Below are 12968 nucleotides of genomic sequence, written 5' to 3'. Positions count from 1 at the left end.
ACTCCTACAAAAAGCCATAACGAACCAGACAACAAAAACAATCGGACGCCCACGGGACGTCTGCCTGGAGAAACCACGATGAGCCTCAATGTTCTGGAGGCGGGTGTGAGCCCGTCCGTTAGTCACGACGCCGAAAAAGCCCTGGTCCGCAAAGTCGCCTGGCGACTGATGCCGCTGATCATGGTCTGCTACCTGTTCGCGTTTTTCGACCGCATCAACATCAGCTTCGCCAAATTCCAGTTGCAGGCCGACCTGAGCCTGAGCGATACCGCTTACGGCCTCGGCGCCGGGCTGTTTGTAGTCGGTTATGTGATCTTTGAAGTGCCGAGCAACATGATGCTTTACAAGGTGGGTGCCCGGCGCTGGATCGCCCGGATCATGATGTCGTGGGGGCTCGCGACGGCGGCCATGGTTTTCGTCAACAGCGAATGGCAGTTCTACGCCCTGCGTTTCGTGATCGGTGCGATGGAGGCGGGTTTTGCTCCGGGCGTGTTGTATTACCTGACGCTGTGGTTCCCGCAGCACTATCGGGGGCGCATCACCTCGATGCTGTTTCTCGCGTCGGCATTTGCCGGGCTGGTTGGCGCACCGTTCTCCGGGTTGGTGCTGCAACACCTTGATGGCTTCCTCGATATGCGCGGCTGGCACTGGCTGTTTCTGCTCGGTGGCGTGCCTTGCATCGGCCTTGGTTTGTTGGTGCTGACCGTGCTCAAGGACCGCATCGAAGATGCCCATTGGTTGAGCCCGTCGGAGAAGACACTGCTCGCCAGCCGTATCGCGCACCACGAACCCCACAAGAGCGGCGGCTCCTTGCTGGCCGCACTCCGGATTCCGGGTTTCCTGATGCTGGGGCTGATCTACTTTCTGATTCAGGTGGCGTCTTACGGCTTGAATTTCTGGGCGCCGCAACTGATCCGCAGTGCCGGCACCGAGAGCCCGGTGATGATCGGCTTGCTGACCGCCATTCCCTACATCTGCGGCGCCATCAGCATGGTGGTGATCGGGCGGTTATCAGACGCCACCGGTGAGCGGCGCAAGTTTGTCGCGGGTCTGGTGGCGGCAGGTGCGGTGGGTTTCTTCTGCGCAGGAATTTTCGCCAACCACACGACTTTCCTGATTGTTGCCCTGGGCTTGCTCGGTGCCGGGATCATCGCGTCCATCCCGAGCTTCTGGACCCTGCCACCGAAACTGCTGGCCGGTGCCGGGGCAGGCGCCGCTGGCGGGATCGCGGTGATCAATACCCTTGGCCAGTTCGGTGGGATCGTCAGCCCGGTCATGGTCGGGCGGATCAAAGACCTGACCGGCAGCACCACCCCCGCGTTGTACGTCATCGGTGTCGCCGCGCTGATCGCCGCTGCGTTGTTGCTGTGGGGGTTGCCGCAGAAGCTGCGCACGCTCGACAAGTACTAAGTCGATTGTGTGGGCTTTCACGAGCAAACGAACTGCTGGGAATCAGGTGTGAACGGCTTGAGTAGGGGATAGGGCTCGGTTGATGTTCCACCCAGTGCTACAACGTAGTGGGTGGAAGGCGTCGTGTATGGAAGACTCGTAGTACCTGTAAACGCCCTTGGCGAACTCGATAGGGAATCAGATAGGGCCGGTCTGGCAAGACCCATTCCCGAGTGCCAGGTAGTCGGCCTTCGCGGCCTGTAGCCGGGAAGCGAGCAAGGTGATCGACGGTGGTGAGAATGGCCTTGACGAAGTCTGCTGCGGCTTTTGGATTTTCCATTGCTATGTAGGCGGCTTCGTCATCCAGATTCTTTAATGCGGTACGCAACCACTCAACGCGCATTGGTTGTCCACTTGTCGGCGATTGCTTTCACTTCCTCTGGCGTTGCGAAGTCACCCGCGTCGGCTTCTTTCAGAGCTTTCTGAATCTCTTCGATTTGCCAGGCTTCCCGTGCCAGATATTCACGCAGCGCATCCACGGCCAGAAATGACTTACTGCGGCCTGTCGCTTTGGCAAGATGGGCTAGGGTATCGGCGATTTCGTCTGGCAAACGCAGCGACATGATGGACATGACAATCTCGATGTAGTGGTTTGTAATACAACATACTACAACGTAATAAGAGGGTAGAGACCAGCCCGTTCGTCTGTCGTAACAATTGATTGAGCGGTCAAAAGCCGCGTCAGGCTCACTCTGAGCAGGCATCGTTGCAGAAGCACTTATCGAGTATCAAACCCATGCTAACCGGCCTCAACCACCTGACCCTTGCCGTCACTGACCTGGACCGCAGCGTGGGGTTCTATCGCGATCTTTTGCAACTTCAGCTTTCAGCCGCTTGGGACACCGGCGCCTATCTCTCGCTACCCGGGCTGTGGCTGTGCCTTTCTCTCGATCCACTGCGCACCTGCGCGCCAGCCGCCGACTACACCCATTACGCCTTCAGCCTCGAAGCTGTGGACTTCCTGCCGTTCGTCGAACGTCTGCGATCCGCCAACGTGCGGGAATGGCGGGACAACCGCAGCGAAGGTGCGTCGTTCTATTTTCTCGACCCGGACGGGCACAAGCTCGAGGCGCATGTCGGGTCTCTGGCGTCGCGGCTGGCGGCTTGTCGGCAGCGACCCTATGCGGGGATGAAGTTCTTCGACGATCAGTGAGTCGATGTTCGGCGTCCTGAGATAGAATTGCGCCCCTTGTCCAGCCGTGCAGAGTTGCTGCATTGGTCCATGTTGCCCTGGTTGATCATCTTGAGCTTCATTGGTGGCCTTTTGGCCTACGCTATTCTCATTGGCATCGTCGGTGCGCGTCAGGTGCGCACGTTGTATCAGCGTCATGAACTGGCGATTACCCGCTTGTGCGGGGTCATGTTCATCGGTTTCGCCATCAATGCCCTGGTGCATGCGCTGCCGGGGCTGGTGACGAACAAGGCTTGAGGCTGAACGCAGGGAAGCGTCGGCTGCACAGTCATCGCTCGGGCGTATGACCGGTCAGGGAGGGTTCTTCAATGTTGCATTGTCCGGACATGCTCTCTGCATCATGGAAACCAGAAATTCCGCGCCAACGGCGAGTTACATCGATCTCTTGCTGGACGCCGTCTGTGCGGTGGACAAACAAGGTCGCTTCGTATTTGTCAGCGCGGCCTGCGAGCGCATTTTCGGTTACACCCCCGACGAGCTGATCGGCCAGTCGATGATCGACCTGGTTCACCCTGCCGACCGACAGCGTACCCTCGACGCCGCGCGCGAGATCATGGGGGGCGAACCCAAGCTCAACTTTGAAAATCGTTACCTGCGCAAGGACGGCCGGGTGGTGCACATTCTCTGGTCGGCACGCTGGTCGGAGGTCGATCAGTTGCGTATCGCCGTGGCGCGTGACATCACCGAGCGCAAACAGGCCGAGTCCCGACAAGCGGCGCTGTATGCGATCTCCGAAGCGGCCCATGCGGCGGAAGATTTGCTGGCGCTGTTCAAACGCATCCATTCGATCATCGGCGAATGGCTGCCAGCGTTGAATTTCTCCGTGGCACTGTATGACGAGCACTGCGCGCGGCTGAATTTCCCCTATCACGTCGACGACCATGAGCTGCAACCCGAGGATCCCGGGACTGTTACCGGGCGTTTGTGCGCAGAAGTGATTCGCAGTGGCTTGCCGATTCTGCTGACCCCGGATCAGGACAATCTGCCGGAAGGGTTTGCGGCATTGGTCAAGGGCCAGGACTCACCCTGCTGGCTGGGCGTGCCGTTGAGTTCGCAAAACGGCACCATCGGCGCTCTGATCGTCAAAAGCGTGCCGGGCGGCGAGCGCTACACCGAGCAAGACAAGGAGTTGCTGCAGTATGTTTGCGCTCAGGTCGCGACCGCGATCGAGCGTAAGCAATTGCACGCCCGGCTCCAGCGCATGGCCCAGTACGATCAACTGACTCAGCTGCCCAATCGCGAATTGCTGCGCGAACGCCTGAAAGCTTCGCTGGCGCTGGCCCGGGCAGACTCCGGTCGAATGGCGTTGCTCTATGTCGACCTTGACCGCTTCAAGCAAGTCAACGACACCCTCGGTCATGCGGTCGGCGACATGTTGCTGCAAGCGGTCGCCAATCGGCTCAAGGGCTGCGTGCGCGAAACCGACACGGTGGCGCGCATTGGTGGTGATGAATTTGTCGTGTTGTTGCACAACATCCACGCCGCCGAAGATGCCGAGAATGTGGCGGGGAAAATCCGCCAGGTGCTGGTTCAGCCCCTGCGCCTGGACGGGCACAACCTGACGATCCAGCCGAGCATCGGCGTCGCGCGATACCCCGAACATGGCACCGAAGAAAAGCAGCTGTTCAGGCATGCCGATGAGGCAATGTACGCCGCCAAGCGCCAGCACCATTCACGTCTCGGGGTCTGAAAATCCGTCACCGTTCGTCGCGATGCTGCCAGGTTTTCTAAACCTTTTCAGGTATGGAAATTCATATCCTATGCGGGCGTCTGCTCGCTGTGATCATCACCAAGAGGATGAGAACCATGCCTACTTCAAAACATCCGACCCCGGGTAGCGCCATCGATCGAACGAAGGCGTCTGAAGCCGGTCGCAAAGGTGGGAAAACTACCACGACGACTGTTGATAAAGACCCTGCCAAAGGCGGCATGGGCCGCAAAGGCGGTCAGAAAACTCCGTAATAGGTGAAGGTAGTTTTGTTTAATGGACGGGGGCGCAAGCTCCCGTTTGAATTTTCAGGAAGGAGGGCGCGACCATGAGCCGGATGGCCACCCGTTTACGCAATGCCGGTTTTGCCACGTTACTGGGCCTGTGCGCCAGCAGTGCCTTTGCCCAGTCTCCCGCCGAATTCGTCAATGAGGCGTCGGCCCAAGGCATGGCCGACATCGAAGCCAGCCGCCTGGCGCACCAGAAAACCGCATCCAAAGAGGTCAAGGATTACACCATCGTGGTGATCAACGATCGCACCACCGCCAACCAGCATCTGGCGAAAATTGCCAAGCAACTCGATTTACCGGTCGCACCACGCGAAGAGGTGGTCGACAAGGCCAAAGCCTTGATACCGGAGATTAAGGACGATACCTCTTTCGATCAGGCGTACGTCGACAGTCAGGTAAAAACCACCCAGGAAGCCATCGAGCAACTTCAACAACAAGCGCAGACCACGGACGTGCCGCAAATCAAAGCGTTCGCCGAAGAAACCCTGCCCAAGCTGCAAAACCATCTGCAAATGGCCAGGGCGCTGCAAGCCAGTCGTTAGTCAGTCTGTTGCGCGGGTGACGTCGGTCACCCGCTGCCGGGATCAATCCTGATTCGAATCCTTCTTGGTTTCCTCGACGACCGTGCCGTCCAGGGAAATCGTTTCCCCCTCGCCGAGGGTGCGATATTTCTTTCTCAACGCTTCCAGCTGTTTGAGGTCCAGGGACTCGAGCCCCAGCATCGCGTTCTGCGCGTCCTTGGTCACCCGCAATAACTCATCGATCTTCAGGTGCAAAATGTCCGTGTCACGGTTCTGGGTGTTCTGGATCAGGAACACCATCAGGAAGGTGATGATCGTGGTCGAGGTGTTGATGATCAGTTGCCAGGTATCGTTGAAATGAAAAATCGGCCCACTCATGCCCCAAAGGACAATCAGAATGATCGCCCCCATAAATGTCCGGGGTTGGCCCGCCCATAGGGAGAGTTTCTGTGCGATTTTCGCGAATTTCATTGCCGTGCTCCTTACAGGGATGCGCCTGATTTTCAGACCGCACGGGTGTCATGAAAATTCTGTTTGAAAGCCCCGTGGTTGATGAAAAGCCGGGGCTTTGAAAGGCACTTGCTGCGTTTGGAATCTTTAGAGGTATAGAGGCCTGACGTTTGACATGAGAGCCTTGGCCAGGCTTGCCAGAACAGCCTTACGATGGGCGGGTTAGACCTTAGGGACAGGTAGCCAGAGGCCAACCGATGCGCGCGGCACGGAGGAGGCTGGCCTTAACAACCAAGCGGTGAAATGGGGCAATAACGAAGATGTAGGCCCGGCCTAGACGGTTGTGGCACTGGACCACGGTTGAAAAAACGAGTTGGCGACTGCCTTCTGGCTCTGCCTCTCCAGAACATAGGATCGATATCCGGAAGTCGAGGTGTTTGTCGTCCTCTCCCAACACGATTTCAGTCTGGTTCGTGCTGTAGACCTTGAAGATTCCAATCCGATTAGCAAGTGATGCCAGATGTTTGGTGGTTTTGAGACCAAAACAGGCAACGATAGTGTCTCGGACTTTCATGAGCCATCCGATCCAGGATGGCTGGTGGGAAAGGATGAATCGAGCTAGCAAATCTGGATTGCTGGATGTGCCCGCAGGGAGCCGAATCGCAAAAGCGTCCGCCAGGTTCATTGACTTGTAAAGGTGGGTGATGCCGGACCTCGAGGGGACTGGCACGGACATAATGAGCTCAAATTCTCGGGGCATCGGGGATCTCTCCTGAGTTCTAACTACCAATTAGACGACATGCCATGTCGCGTTTCTTGTTGCGATGGTTTGTCGTGTAACGCTCCTTGTCGCCCTGTAAGTGCTTGTCGGATACTGAGCCCGATCAAGGCATCATAGAGCTCTTGCTGCCCGGCTGGCAGAACAGGGAGCAACGTCGCACGGCGCTTGTCGACATCGAACCAGGATTCAACCAACCATCCCACCAGATAGAGCGCCGAAAGGCATCCGCCAGCGGTCGCAACGTTCCCCTGGCATACAAGAGGCTGGTCCAGGGACTCAAGTCCCAGAGCTTGCAAGCTCGATCGTGCATCCGGGTGTGTAGTTGCTTGGCCGCTGAGTAGCCCAAGCCGTTCGAGAATGAAAGCTCCGGCGCATATGGAGCCGATTCGCTGGCGTCTGGAGTCAAGTTCAAACGACGGCAGGAAATCTGGGGCGGCAAGTGCAGCGGGTATCCCTTCCTTGCCGCTGACGAACAATACCGCGTCGGCGCTATTGGCCTCGGAAAGCGGACCGTGCACCGAAACAGGCAGGCCGTGCGCCGATCGCACTATAGAGCTGGAAGCCAATATTCGGACGTGCCAGTCCTCGGTGTTGCGGCCTAAGATGTCCCACATCAGGAATAGGTCGATATCAGTGAATTGGTCGAAAGCAACCAGAACGATTTTCTTCAAGGCGAGCTCCATGAAAAGTGCTGGCGTGCAAAACGCAACGGCCATCTTTGCTGGTGTTCGCAGCGTATCAATCGGTTGCGCACCATACACAGTCTGTATGGCGCTAAACATGGAGCGAAATAACGGGTGAGAAAACTAACTCGTAACCATTGGATCGCGGCTGGTTTTGAGGCTCTCGACCAAATCGGGCACATTGGCGTTTCGGCCGAGAGTCTATCGCGCCGATTGAATGTGACCCGCGGATCGTTTTATCACCATTTCCGCAATCGCGAAGACTTTGTCCGCACCTTGCTGGCCGCTTGGGAAGAAGACTACACGGAGCGCATGCTCGCTTATGCGGCGCAGGGTCGTAGCGCGGGCGAAACCTTGAAACGCTACTTGAGTATTGCCGCTGAGAAACAACCTGGGCGGGAAATTTCCATCCGAGCCTGGTCGCTGCATGATCCGTTGGTAGGCGAGTTTCAGCAGCGTGTTGATACAAGACGACTGGACTTCGCGATACGCACGTGCCGCCGCTTGGTCCATATGCCAGGCCAAGCAGAAGTGATTGGTCAGGTGGCCCATCTGTGCCTGATTGGTGGTCAACAGGCAGGGCTGCGGCGTGATGCTGCTCGCTTCAACGGTTTCCTGCATCGAGCCTTTTCACTTTTCGAAGGGGCTCTTCCACCGTGGCGGGCCTAAGTCATGAGTTAAATGGGGTAACTGAATAAATAGAGTTCGCGTGCCACTGCAAATGCGCGCCACTGGTCTCCTAGGGCTAAAAACAGGACAAATGAGGTGAGGATTGACAGGCGAATGTAATCAGGTGCGCAACTGGAATGCAGTTTCGCACCTGAAAACTATTGGAGGTTGATTGATACTCCAGACCTGACGAAATGCTGGATTAATGCAATAACGAGCGGCGCCTCGCATAGGCAAAGTAGATCACCAGGCCAATGGCCAACCACGCCCCAAATGCCAGCCAGGTCGTCTGCTTGAGGAAGGTCATCAAGGTTACGCAGAACGCGATGGCGAGCAATGGAACAATGGGCACGCCCGGGCATCTGAATGCGCGAGGAAGATCAGGTCGGGTCTTGCGCAATACGATCACTGCCACCGAGATCAGACTGAATGCAGCCAACGTACCGATGTTGATCAGCTCGGCGAGGACGTTCAGCGGAATCAGTGCCGAGATCAGCCCGAAGACTATTCCGACCATCCAGGTGGCGAAAAATGGGGTGCCGAATCGTGTATGAACCCTGGAAAGGCGCTGGGGAAGCAGTCCGTCGCGCGACATCGCGTAGATGATCCTGGTTTGACCGTAAGCCATCACCAGAATGACAGTCGTCATGCCAACGATTGCGCCTAAATCAACGAACCCGGCAACCCAGCTTTCACCGGCATGTTGCAACGCCAATGAAACCGGATGATCAACGCCAAGGAATTGGGCATAGGGCACGATGCCGGTCATGATCATTGAAACGGCAACGTACAACACCGCACAAACGGCCAAGGAACCGATAATACCGATGGGGAGGTCACGCGCCGGTTTTTTCACTTCTTCGGCGGCAGAGGAAACCGCATCGAAACCAATGAAAGCAAAAAAAACCAAGGCAGAAGCACTCAAAATGCCATTGACGCCGAAGGGAGAGAAAGGTTGCCAGTTAGCCGGCTGAACATGTCTCACACCAACGGCGATGAAGAGCAGCACCACGGCGATTTTGATGATCACCATCACGTTGTTTACGCGCGCGGATTCCTTGATGCCTATAGAAAGCATCCAGGTAATCGCCAGCATAATCACCAGCGCGGGTAGGTTGAACCAGGTTTCCACGCCAGGCAAAGAGCCTGGCGCCGCCGTAAGCACAACCGGAAGATTCAGCCCGAATCCGCTCAGCAGGGACTGGAAGTAACCCGACCACCCAACAGACACAGCCGAGCTGGCCAGTCCGTATTCGAGCATCAGATCCCAGCCGATCATCCATGCCACCAACTCTCCCAGCGTCGCGTAGCTGTAGGTGTAAATCGAGCCTGCTACCGGTACAGATGAGGCGAACTCGGCATAACAGAGCGCTGCAAATGCACAGGCCAACGCTGCTAACAGGAATGAAACCGTGAGGGCTGGTCCCGCAGTCAATGCGCCGGTTCCGGTCAATACAAAGATGCCCGTCCCCACGATTGCACCGATACCAATCAGGACCAAATCCATCGGCCCCAGCACTTTTTTCAACCCGGCAGGCGCTCGGGCAGCAGCAATCATTGCGTCCAGGTCTTTTGTTCTGAAAATGCTCAATATTGCCTCCGTTGTTACTTATTTTTATTGTCAGAGCCAGTGGCTTGGGTGTCGGAAACGACAAGAAATTGTATTTCAGCGCCTCGAAAATTAGCTTTCGAAACGGCTCTGTATTTGATTTTTTTTCAGTCGTTAATTATCCAAAACGTGCTCTTTATGTAATTTTCTTTCTAATATTTGTAGTTTCTGGAAATGGATGCTTGATCAAGGACCTGCGGGATGGGGCCAATCGCCCTACCGCGTACGCATTGTTAAAGGGAGAGAACACATGGCGGAAATGGATAAGGTTGATCGTTCAATTCTGGAAATTCTGCAAATGAATGGTCGCCTGACGAACGCCGAGATCGCCGCTCGTGTTTGCCTGTCAGCGCCAGCCTGCTGGAAGCGCCTGAAGCGCCTGGAAGAGGAGGTGATTGTCGGGTATCACGCGCACTTGAACCCGAAGACCATAGGGCTGGGACTTTTCGCTTTCATCAGCGTCACCCTCGATAGTCACTCCGAGCAAGCCATGGAACATTTCGAAGCGGGCGTTCTGGCGCTGCCCAACATTATTGCCTGTCACAAAGTGTCGGGGAAATACGACTACCTCCTGCAGGTAGTCGTCAAAGACATGGAGGCATTCCATGAAGTCGCCATGCATCGCATACGTACGCTCGGCAATATCAAGGAAATGTACACCGGTTTTTCGCTCAAGGAGATCAAGCACTGCAATACCTTGCCACTGTAAATGCCTGGACTTGCTTGTTTCTGTACCTACGGTGGTGTGAGAGGACGACGGCTGTGAAGCCGCCTCCTACTCGATAATCTTTATTCACGCCGACAGCGTCACCTCAGTCTTCCAGCTGAAATACCCGAGCGCTTCGCAGCGCTGGTTGATCAGCATGAAGCTCAGTTCGCAAGTTGCCACGCCCGTGCTCAGTTGCGAGCACTCCCAATAATGATCATCGGCCTTGTGGCTGCCCGGCTGGTTCGGGTTGGCGGGGTCGGGCGCGGGGACGGTCTGGTCGCCGTGGACGATCAGCTTGGGCGGAGAAAGGATCCCGGTATCGTCCACCGTGATGTTGTGGAATACCACGCTGTGTTCGGCCAGCAAACTGACGGTCCTGCCGCGAATATGAAAGACTTTTCCGTTGTGGGTGGTCAGTGTAATTTTGCTGTCATTTTTAACATTTTTCGTTTTTGGTGTAGCGCTGATGCCGAAGATGAAACCATCTTCAATCACGGTCGGCTTTTGCGGGTCAAGGCTGGGTTGCGCATAGCGCGAAAGCAGCGATTCGGCATCGACGACCAGCAGCACGCTATTGGCGGTCAGGGTACTCGCTGAAGGGGGGGTAATCGGTTCGGAAGTCATCATGGATTCCTTTCATGATGTTGACGCAAAACGGTAACCGCTTCGGTTTCAAGCAAGACATCCTGTTCCAGCCGAGGCGGCAACGGACTGGGGTGACCCCTCGTTGCCGAGGGGCCAGGCCATCGTCAATTACGGATGGTAATGAACGGATCCCACGAGCAGCAGCCGACAATCTGGCAGTTGCGATCCACGATCAGGAAGTTGAAGTGATAGGTCACGCTGCCGCAGGCAAGAGTCTCCGAAGACCAATAATAGTTATCGACTTTCTGGCAACTGGGCACCGACGGGTTGCTGGTATTCGGAACGGCGACGCAGGCGGTAGCCTTGCGTGGCGTGGGCGTGGAGATCAACTCGTTGCCGGCGTTACCGATGAACTTGTAGAAAACCACTGCAGTCTCGAAGCTCTGCGACAGGCTGGTTTCACGCCAGCGAATCAAGTCGCCTACCTGGGCTTTCAAGTTGAGCTCGCCACCGGCCTGGCCACTCACCACGTTGTTCTGATTGGTCACCATGTACACATGATTGACGTCGATCATCGTCGGTGAAGCAGGGTTTTTGCTGATGTTCGGGTAGTTTTTCAGAATGGTTTCAGTGTCGATGGAAACAAGTACATCCGTGACTCGAGACATAGTGAAGCTCCTTTTAACATAGTGATTGTCTGGCTACTTACCAGGCACGACAACGCTTGCTTGCCTTGTGGCCGTTGCGAACACACTACTGGGGAACCCACTCGATCACGGGGACGAGCTGGCCTTGCTCCTTGCCTTGAAATGACGGGTTGGGTTCCTTCCAACAGGCCGCGATAGGACTATAGATGCCATTTTTATACTGTCAAAACTGCTTTGCTGGTCGGTCGACGAACGGTCATTTAGGTTATGACTTCCTACGATTTGGCGATAAAAAAGGCTCATCCAGATCCTCTGTGTTTTCCGATCGTCAAGTGATCCGGGTTCAGGCAATAGACAGACAAGACCTGTTAAAAAAGCAGTGAGCCAGGCAGGAGCATGGTGGAAAAGGGGGCGTTTTTTTGCTGGTTCACTCAACTTGGCTTTCAAGCCAGAGGAGGCGGCATGTTGTTACGTTACATGGTGTTGCTGGCAGTGGTGGTTACCGCAGCGGGTTGTGTGCAGGAACGGGTCGTTCATGACCGGCGTCCGGTGGAGCGTGAATATGTTGAGGTCATCGCACCGCAGCCGCCGCCGGAACGCGTTGTCGAGGTAGAGCCCGCGGGGCGACCGGGTTACCTCTGGTCCAGGGGGTACTGGCGTTGGGAAGGCGGGCGTTATGTCGCGGTTCATGGCCATTGGGTCCCGGAGCGACCGGGGTATCGTTATGTGCATCCGCACTGGGAGCAACGTAACGATGGCTGGCATTGGCGGGTGGGGGCGTGGGTTAACTGACGCGGACGATGTATCGTAGCCAACCGGTTGTCTGCCCCTGGCGACAACAATGCACCCGACAGGAGAGCGATATGAGTTGGTCCGCCAAACAATACGTAGCTTTCGAAGATGAGCGCACGCGCCCGGCGCGTGACTTGCTGGCCGCCATCCCTGCGGACGTCCGTTCGGCCATCGATATCGGTTGTGGCCCCGGTAATTCGACCGAGTTGCTGGTCCAGCGTTTTCCCGATGCCGCGGTGCGTGGGTTGGACAGTTCGACCGATATGATCGAGGCCGCCCGCAAGCGTTTGCCTCAGGTACGTTTCGACGTCGCTGACATTGATACCTGGAGCGACACCGGCCCGTTTGACGTGATCTTCGCCAATGCGGTGCTGCAGTGGGTGCCGGATCACGCCAGGCTGCTGCCGTCGCTGGTAAACAGGCTCACACCCGGCGGCAGCCTGGCGATCCAGATGCCCGATAACCTCAACGAACCGTCCCACCGGTTGATGCGCGAGGTCGCAGCGAACGGCCCTTGGGCTGACAAGCTGGCAAGGGCTGCCGGCCTGCGAACGGAAATGGAGGGTGCAAGCGGCTACTACTCAATGCTGCGTGGCCACTGCACTCGCGTCGATGTATGGCGCACCACTTACTATCATCCGCTCGCGGACGGCGCATCGGGCGTGGTCGAGTGGTTCAAAGGTTCCGGTTTGCGGCCTTTTCTCGAACCATTGGATGACGTGGAACGGGCGCACTATCTCAAGCAGTATCAGACGGCAATCGAGCGGGCCTATCCGGCGCTGAGCGATGGTTCGGTGCTGCTGCCGTTTCCGCGGTTGTTCATGGTGGCAACGCGCTGACGAATCAAAGGGGACACATTTGTCCCCTTGATTGACCCGATTTT

At 56.5% G+C, this 12968-nt stretch carries 17 protein-coding genes and 1 pseudogene; 10 read left to right on the top strand and 8 right to left on the bottom strand.

The genetic code is table 11. The features are described from left to right. Nucleotides 1-78: 78 nt before the first annotated feature. Complete coding sequence (locus FFH90_RS23950; protein WP_064619812.1) at nt 79-1410, top strand: MFS transporter; 1332 nt, start codon at nt 79-81, stop codon at nt 1408-1410. 97 nt (nt 1411-1507) lie between these two features. Here the strand turns inward: FFH90_RS23950 and FFH90_RS23945 are convergent, their stop codons facing one another. Then, nucleotides 1508-1792, bottom strand: a complete 285-nt coding sequence (locus tag FFH90_RS23945; protein ID WP_082920901.1) for a type II toxin-antitoxin system RelE/ParE family toxin — start codon at nt 1790-1792, stop codon at nt 1508-1510. Continuing rightward, nucleotides 1782-2021 carry a CopG family ribbon-helix-helix protein gene (locus tag FFH90_RS23940; RefSeq protein ID WP_019647939.1) on the bottom strand — a complete coding sequence of 80 codons (240 nt, stop codon included), beginning with the start codon at nt 2019-2021 and terminating at the stop codon, nt 1782-1784. The genes FFH90_RS23945 and FFH90_RS23940 overlap by 11 nt, the downstream gene beginning before the upstream one ends. A gap of 164 nt (nt 2022-2185) precedes the next feature. Here FFH90_RS23940 and fos point away from each other — a divergent pair, with 164 nt between their 5' ends. The 5 genes and pseudogenes from fos (at nt 2186) to FFH90_RS23915 (ending at nt 5181) form a co-directional block, all read left to right on the top strand. Next, a complete protein-coding gene (fos, locus tag FFH90_RS23935) occupies nt 2186-2602 on the top strand; it encodes a fosfomycin resistance glutathione transferase (RefSeq protein ID WP_138866204.1) in 417 nt (138 codons plus the stop codon). A 36-nt stretch (nt 2603-2638) separates the two neighbouring features. Next, nucleotides 2639-2878, top strand: a pseudogene (locus FFH90_RS23930) (LysE family translocator); the annotation flags it as partial. 103 nt (nt 2879-2981) lie between these two features. After that, complete coding sequence (locus FFH90_RS23925) at nt 2982-4331, top strand: diguanylate cyclase domain-containing protein (protein ID WP_138866203.1); 1350 nt, start codon at nt 2982-2984, stop codon at nt 4329-4331. A 116-nt stretch (nt 4332-4447) separates the two neighbouring features. Beyond that, nucleotides 4448-4603, top strand: coding sequence for a stress protein (locus FFH90_RS23920; protein ID WP_081791039.1), 156 nt, complete (start codon nt 4448-4450; stop codon nt 4601-4603). A 74-nt stretch (nt 4604-4677) separates the two neighbouring features. Then, nucleotides 4678-5181 carry a DUF4142 domain-containing protein gene (locus FFH90_RS23915; protein ID WP_086944815.1) on the top strand — a complete coding sequence of 168 codons (504 nt, stop codon included), beginning with the start codon at nt 4678-4680 and terminating at the stop codon, nt 5179-5181. 42 nt (nt 5182-5223) lie between these two features. On the opposite strand, the gene FFH90_RS23910 is transcribed toward FFH90_RS23915, so the two are convergent. From FFH90_RS23910 to FFH90_RS23900, 3 genes are all read right to left on the bottom strand, one after another. Then, nucleotides 5224-5631: a low affinity iron permease family protein gene (locus tag FFH90_RS23910; protein ID WP_064619800.1), complete on the bottom strand. Its 408-nt coding sequence runs from the start codon at nt 5629-5631 to the stop codon at nt 5224-5226. Between the two features lie 208 nt (nt 5632-5839). Beyond that, entirely contained in the window at nt 5840-6370 is a 531-nt protein-coding gene (locus FFH90_RS23905) for a DUF2867 domain-containing protein (protein WP_064619797.1), read from the bottom strand. 23 nt (nt 6371-6393) lie between these two features. After that, a complete protein-coding gene (locus tag FFH90_RS23900; RefSeq protein WP_138866202.1) occupies nt 6394-7062 on the bottom strand; it encodes a DJ-1/PfpI family protein in 669 nt (222 codons plus the stop codon). A gap of 126 nt (nt 7063-7188) precedes the next feature. Between FFH90_RS23900 and FFH90_RS23895 the strand changes: the two genes are divergently transcribed. Beyond that, complete coding sequence (locus tag FFH90_RS23895; RefSeq protein WP_081625760.1) at nt 7189-7743, top strand: TetR/AcrR family transcriptional regulator; 555 nt, start codon at nt 7189-7191, stop codon at nt 7741-7743. 202 nt (nt 7744-7945) lie between these two features. Here the strand turns inward: FFH90_RS23895 and FFH90_RS23890 are convergent, their stop codons facing one another. Next, nucleotides 7946-9334, bottom strand: coding sequence for an amino acid permease (locus FFH90_RS23890; protein WP_026286476.1), 1389 nt, complete (start codon nt 9332-9334; stop codon nt 7946-7948). 196 nt (nt 9335-9530) lie between these two features. Between FFH90_RS23890 and FFH90_RS23885 the strand changes: the two genes are divergently transcribed. After that, nucleotides 9531-10061 carry an Lrp/AsnC family transcriptional regulator gene (locus tag FFH90_RS23885; RefSeq protein WP_225603008.1) on the top strand — a complete coding sequence of 177 codons (531 nt, stop codon included), beginning with the start codon at nt 9531-9533 and terminating at the stop codon, nt 10059-10061. An 84-nt stretch (nt 10062-10145) separates the two neighbouring features. Here FFH90_RS23885 and FFH90_RS23880 read toward each other — a convergent pair whose 3' ends face one another. Both FFH90_RS23880 and FFH90_RS23875 read right to left on the bottom strand, forming a co-directional pair. Continuing rightward, nucleotides 10146-10685 (bottom strand): AidA/PixA family protein, encoded by a 540-nt coding sequence (locus FFH90_RS23880; RefSeq protein WP_111454826.1) that lies wholly within the window; start codon nt 10683-10685, stop codon nt 10146-10148. Between the two features lie 125 nt (nt 10686-10810). Next, complete coding sequence (locus tag FFH90_RS23875) at nt 10811-11314, bottom strand: inclusion body family protein (RefSeq protein ID WP_138866201.1); 504 nt, start codon at nt 11312-11314, stop codon at nt 10811-10813. A 441-nt stretch (nt 11315-11755) separates the two neighbouring features. Here FFH90_RS23875 and FFH90_RS23870 point away from each other — a divergent pair, with 441 nt between their 5' ends. Then, on the top strand, nt 11756-12085 hold the full coding sequence (locus FFH90_RS23870) for a YXWGXW repeat-containing protein (RefSeq protein ID WP_018926816.1): 330 nt from the start codon (nt 11756-11758) through the stop codon (nt 12083-12085). Between the two features lie 71 nt (nt 12086-12156). Beyond that, complete coding sequence (gene tam / locus FFH90_RS23865) at nt 12157-12924, top strand: trans-aconitate 2-methyltransferase (protein WP_111454827.1); 768 nt, start codon at nt 12157-12159, stop codon at nt 12922-12924. Nucleotides 12925-12968 lie beyond the last annotated feature (44 nt).

Origin of the sequence: Pseudomonas sp. ATCC 43928 (assembly GCF_005938665.2) — a bacterium.
GTDB lineage: Bacteria > Pseudomonadota > Gammaproteobacteria > Pseudomonadales > Pseudomonadaceae > Aquipseudomonas.
The sequence above is the reverse complement of the archived record's forward strand: the minus strand, read 5'-3'. Positions and strand labels throughout refer to the sequence as shown.

What these genes read in the sequence shown, in the direction of transcription:
- FFH90_RS23875 (WP_138866201.1), bottom strand. Translation starts at nt 11,314, where the DNA reads ATGTCTCGAGTCACGGATGTACTTGTTTCCATCGACACTGAAACCATT.
- FFH90_RS23910 (WP_064619800.1), bottom strand. Translation starts at nt 5,631, where the DNA reads ATGAAATTCGCGAAAATCGCACAGAAACTCTCCCTATGGGCGGGCCAA.
- FFH90_RS23915 (WP_086944815.1), top strand. Translation starts at nt 4,678, where the DNA reads ATGAGCCGGATGGCCACCCGTTTACGCAATGCCGGTTTTGCCACGTTA.
- FFH90_RS23940 (WP_019647939.1), bottom strand. Translation starts at nt 2,021, where the DNA reads ATGTCCATCATGTCGCTGCGTTTGCCAGACGAAATCGCCGATACCCTA.
- FFH90_RS23905 (WP_064619797.1), bottom strand. Translation starts at nt 6,370, where the DNA reads ATGCCCCGAGAATTTGAGCTCATTATGTCCGTGCCAGTCCCCTCGAGG.
- fos (WP_138866204.1), top strand. Translation starts at nt 2,186, where the DNA reads ATGCTAACCGGCCTCAACCACCTGACCCTTGCCGTCACTGACCTGGAC.
- FFH90_RS23870 (WP_018926816.1), top strand. Translation starts at nt 11,756, where the DNA reads ATGTTGTTACGTTACATGGTGTTGCTGGCAGTGGTGGTTACCGCAGCG.
- FFH90_RS23950 (WP_064619812.1), top strand. Translation starts at nt 79, where the DNA reads ATGAGCCTCAATGTTCTGGAGGCGGGTGTGAGCCCGTCCGTTAGTCAC.
- FFH90_RS23925 (WP_138866203.1), top strand. Translation starts at nt 2,982, where the DNA reads ATGGAAACCAGAAATTCCGCGCCAACGGCGAGTTACATCGATCTCTTG.
- FFH90_RS23880 (WP_111454826.1), bottom strand. Translation starts at nt 10,685, where the DNA reads ATGACTTCCGAACCGATTACCCCCCCTTCAGCGAGTACCCTGACCGCC.
- tam (WP_111454827.1), top strand. Translation starts at nt 12,157, where the DNA reads ATGAGTTGGTCCGCCAAACAATACGTAGCTTTCGAAGATGAGCGCACG.
- FFH90_RS23920 (WP_081791039.1), top strand. Translation starts at nt 4,448, where the DNA reads ATGCCTACTTCAAAACATCCGACCCCGGGTAGCGCCATCGATCGAACG.
- FFH90_RS23885 (WP_225603008.1), top strand. Translation starts at nt 9,531, where the DNA reads ATGCTTGATCAAGGACCTGCGGGATGGGGCCAATCGCCCTACCGCGTA.
- FFH90_RS23945 (WP_082920901.1), bottom strand. Translation starts at nt 1,792, where the DNA reads ATGCGCGTTGAGTGGTTGCGTACCGCATTAAAGAATCTGGATGACGAA.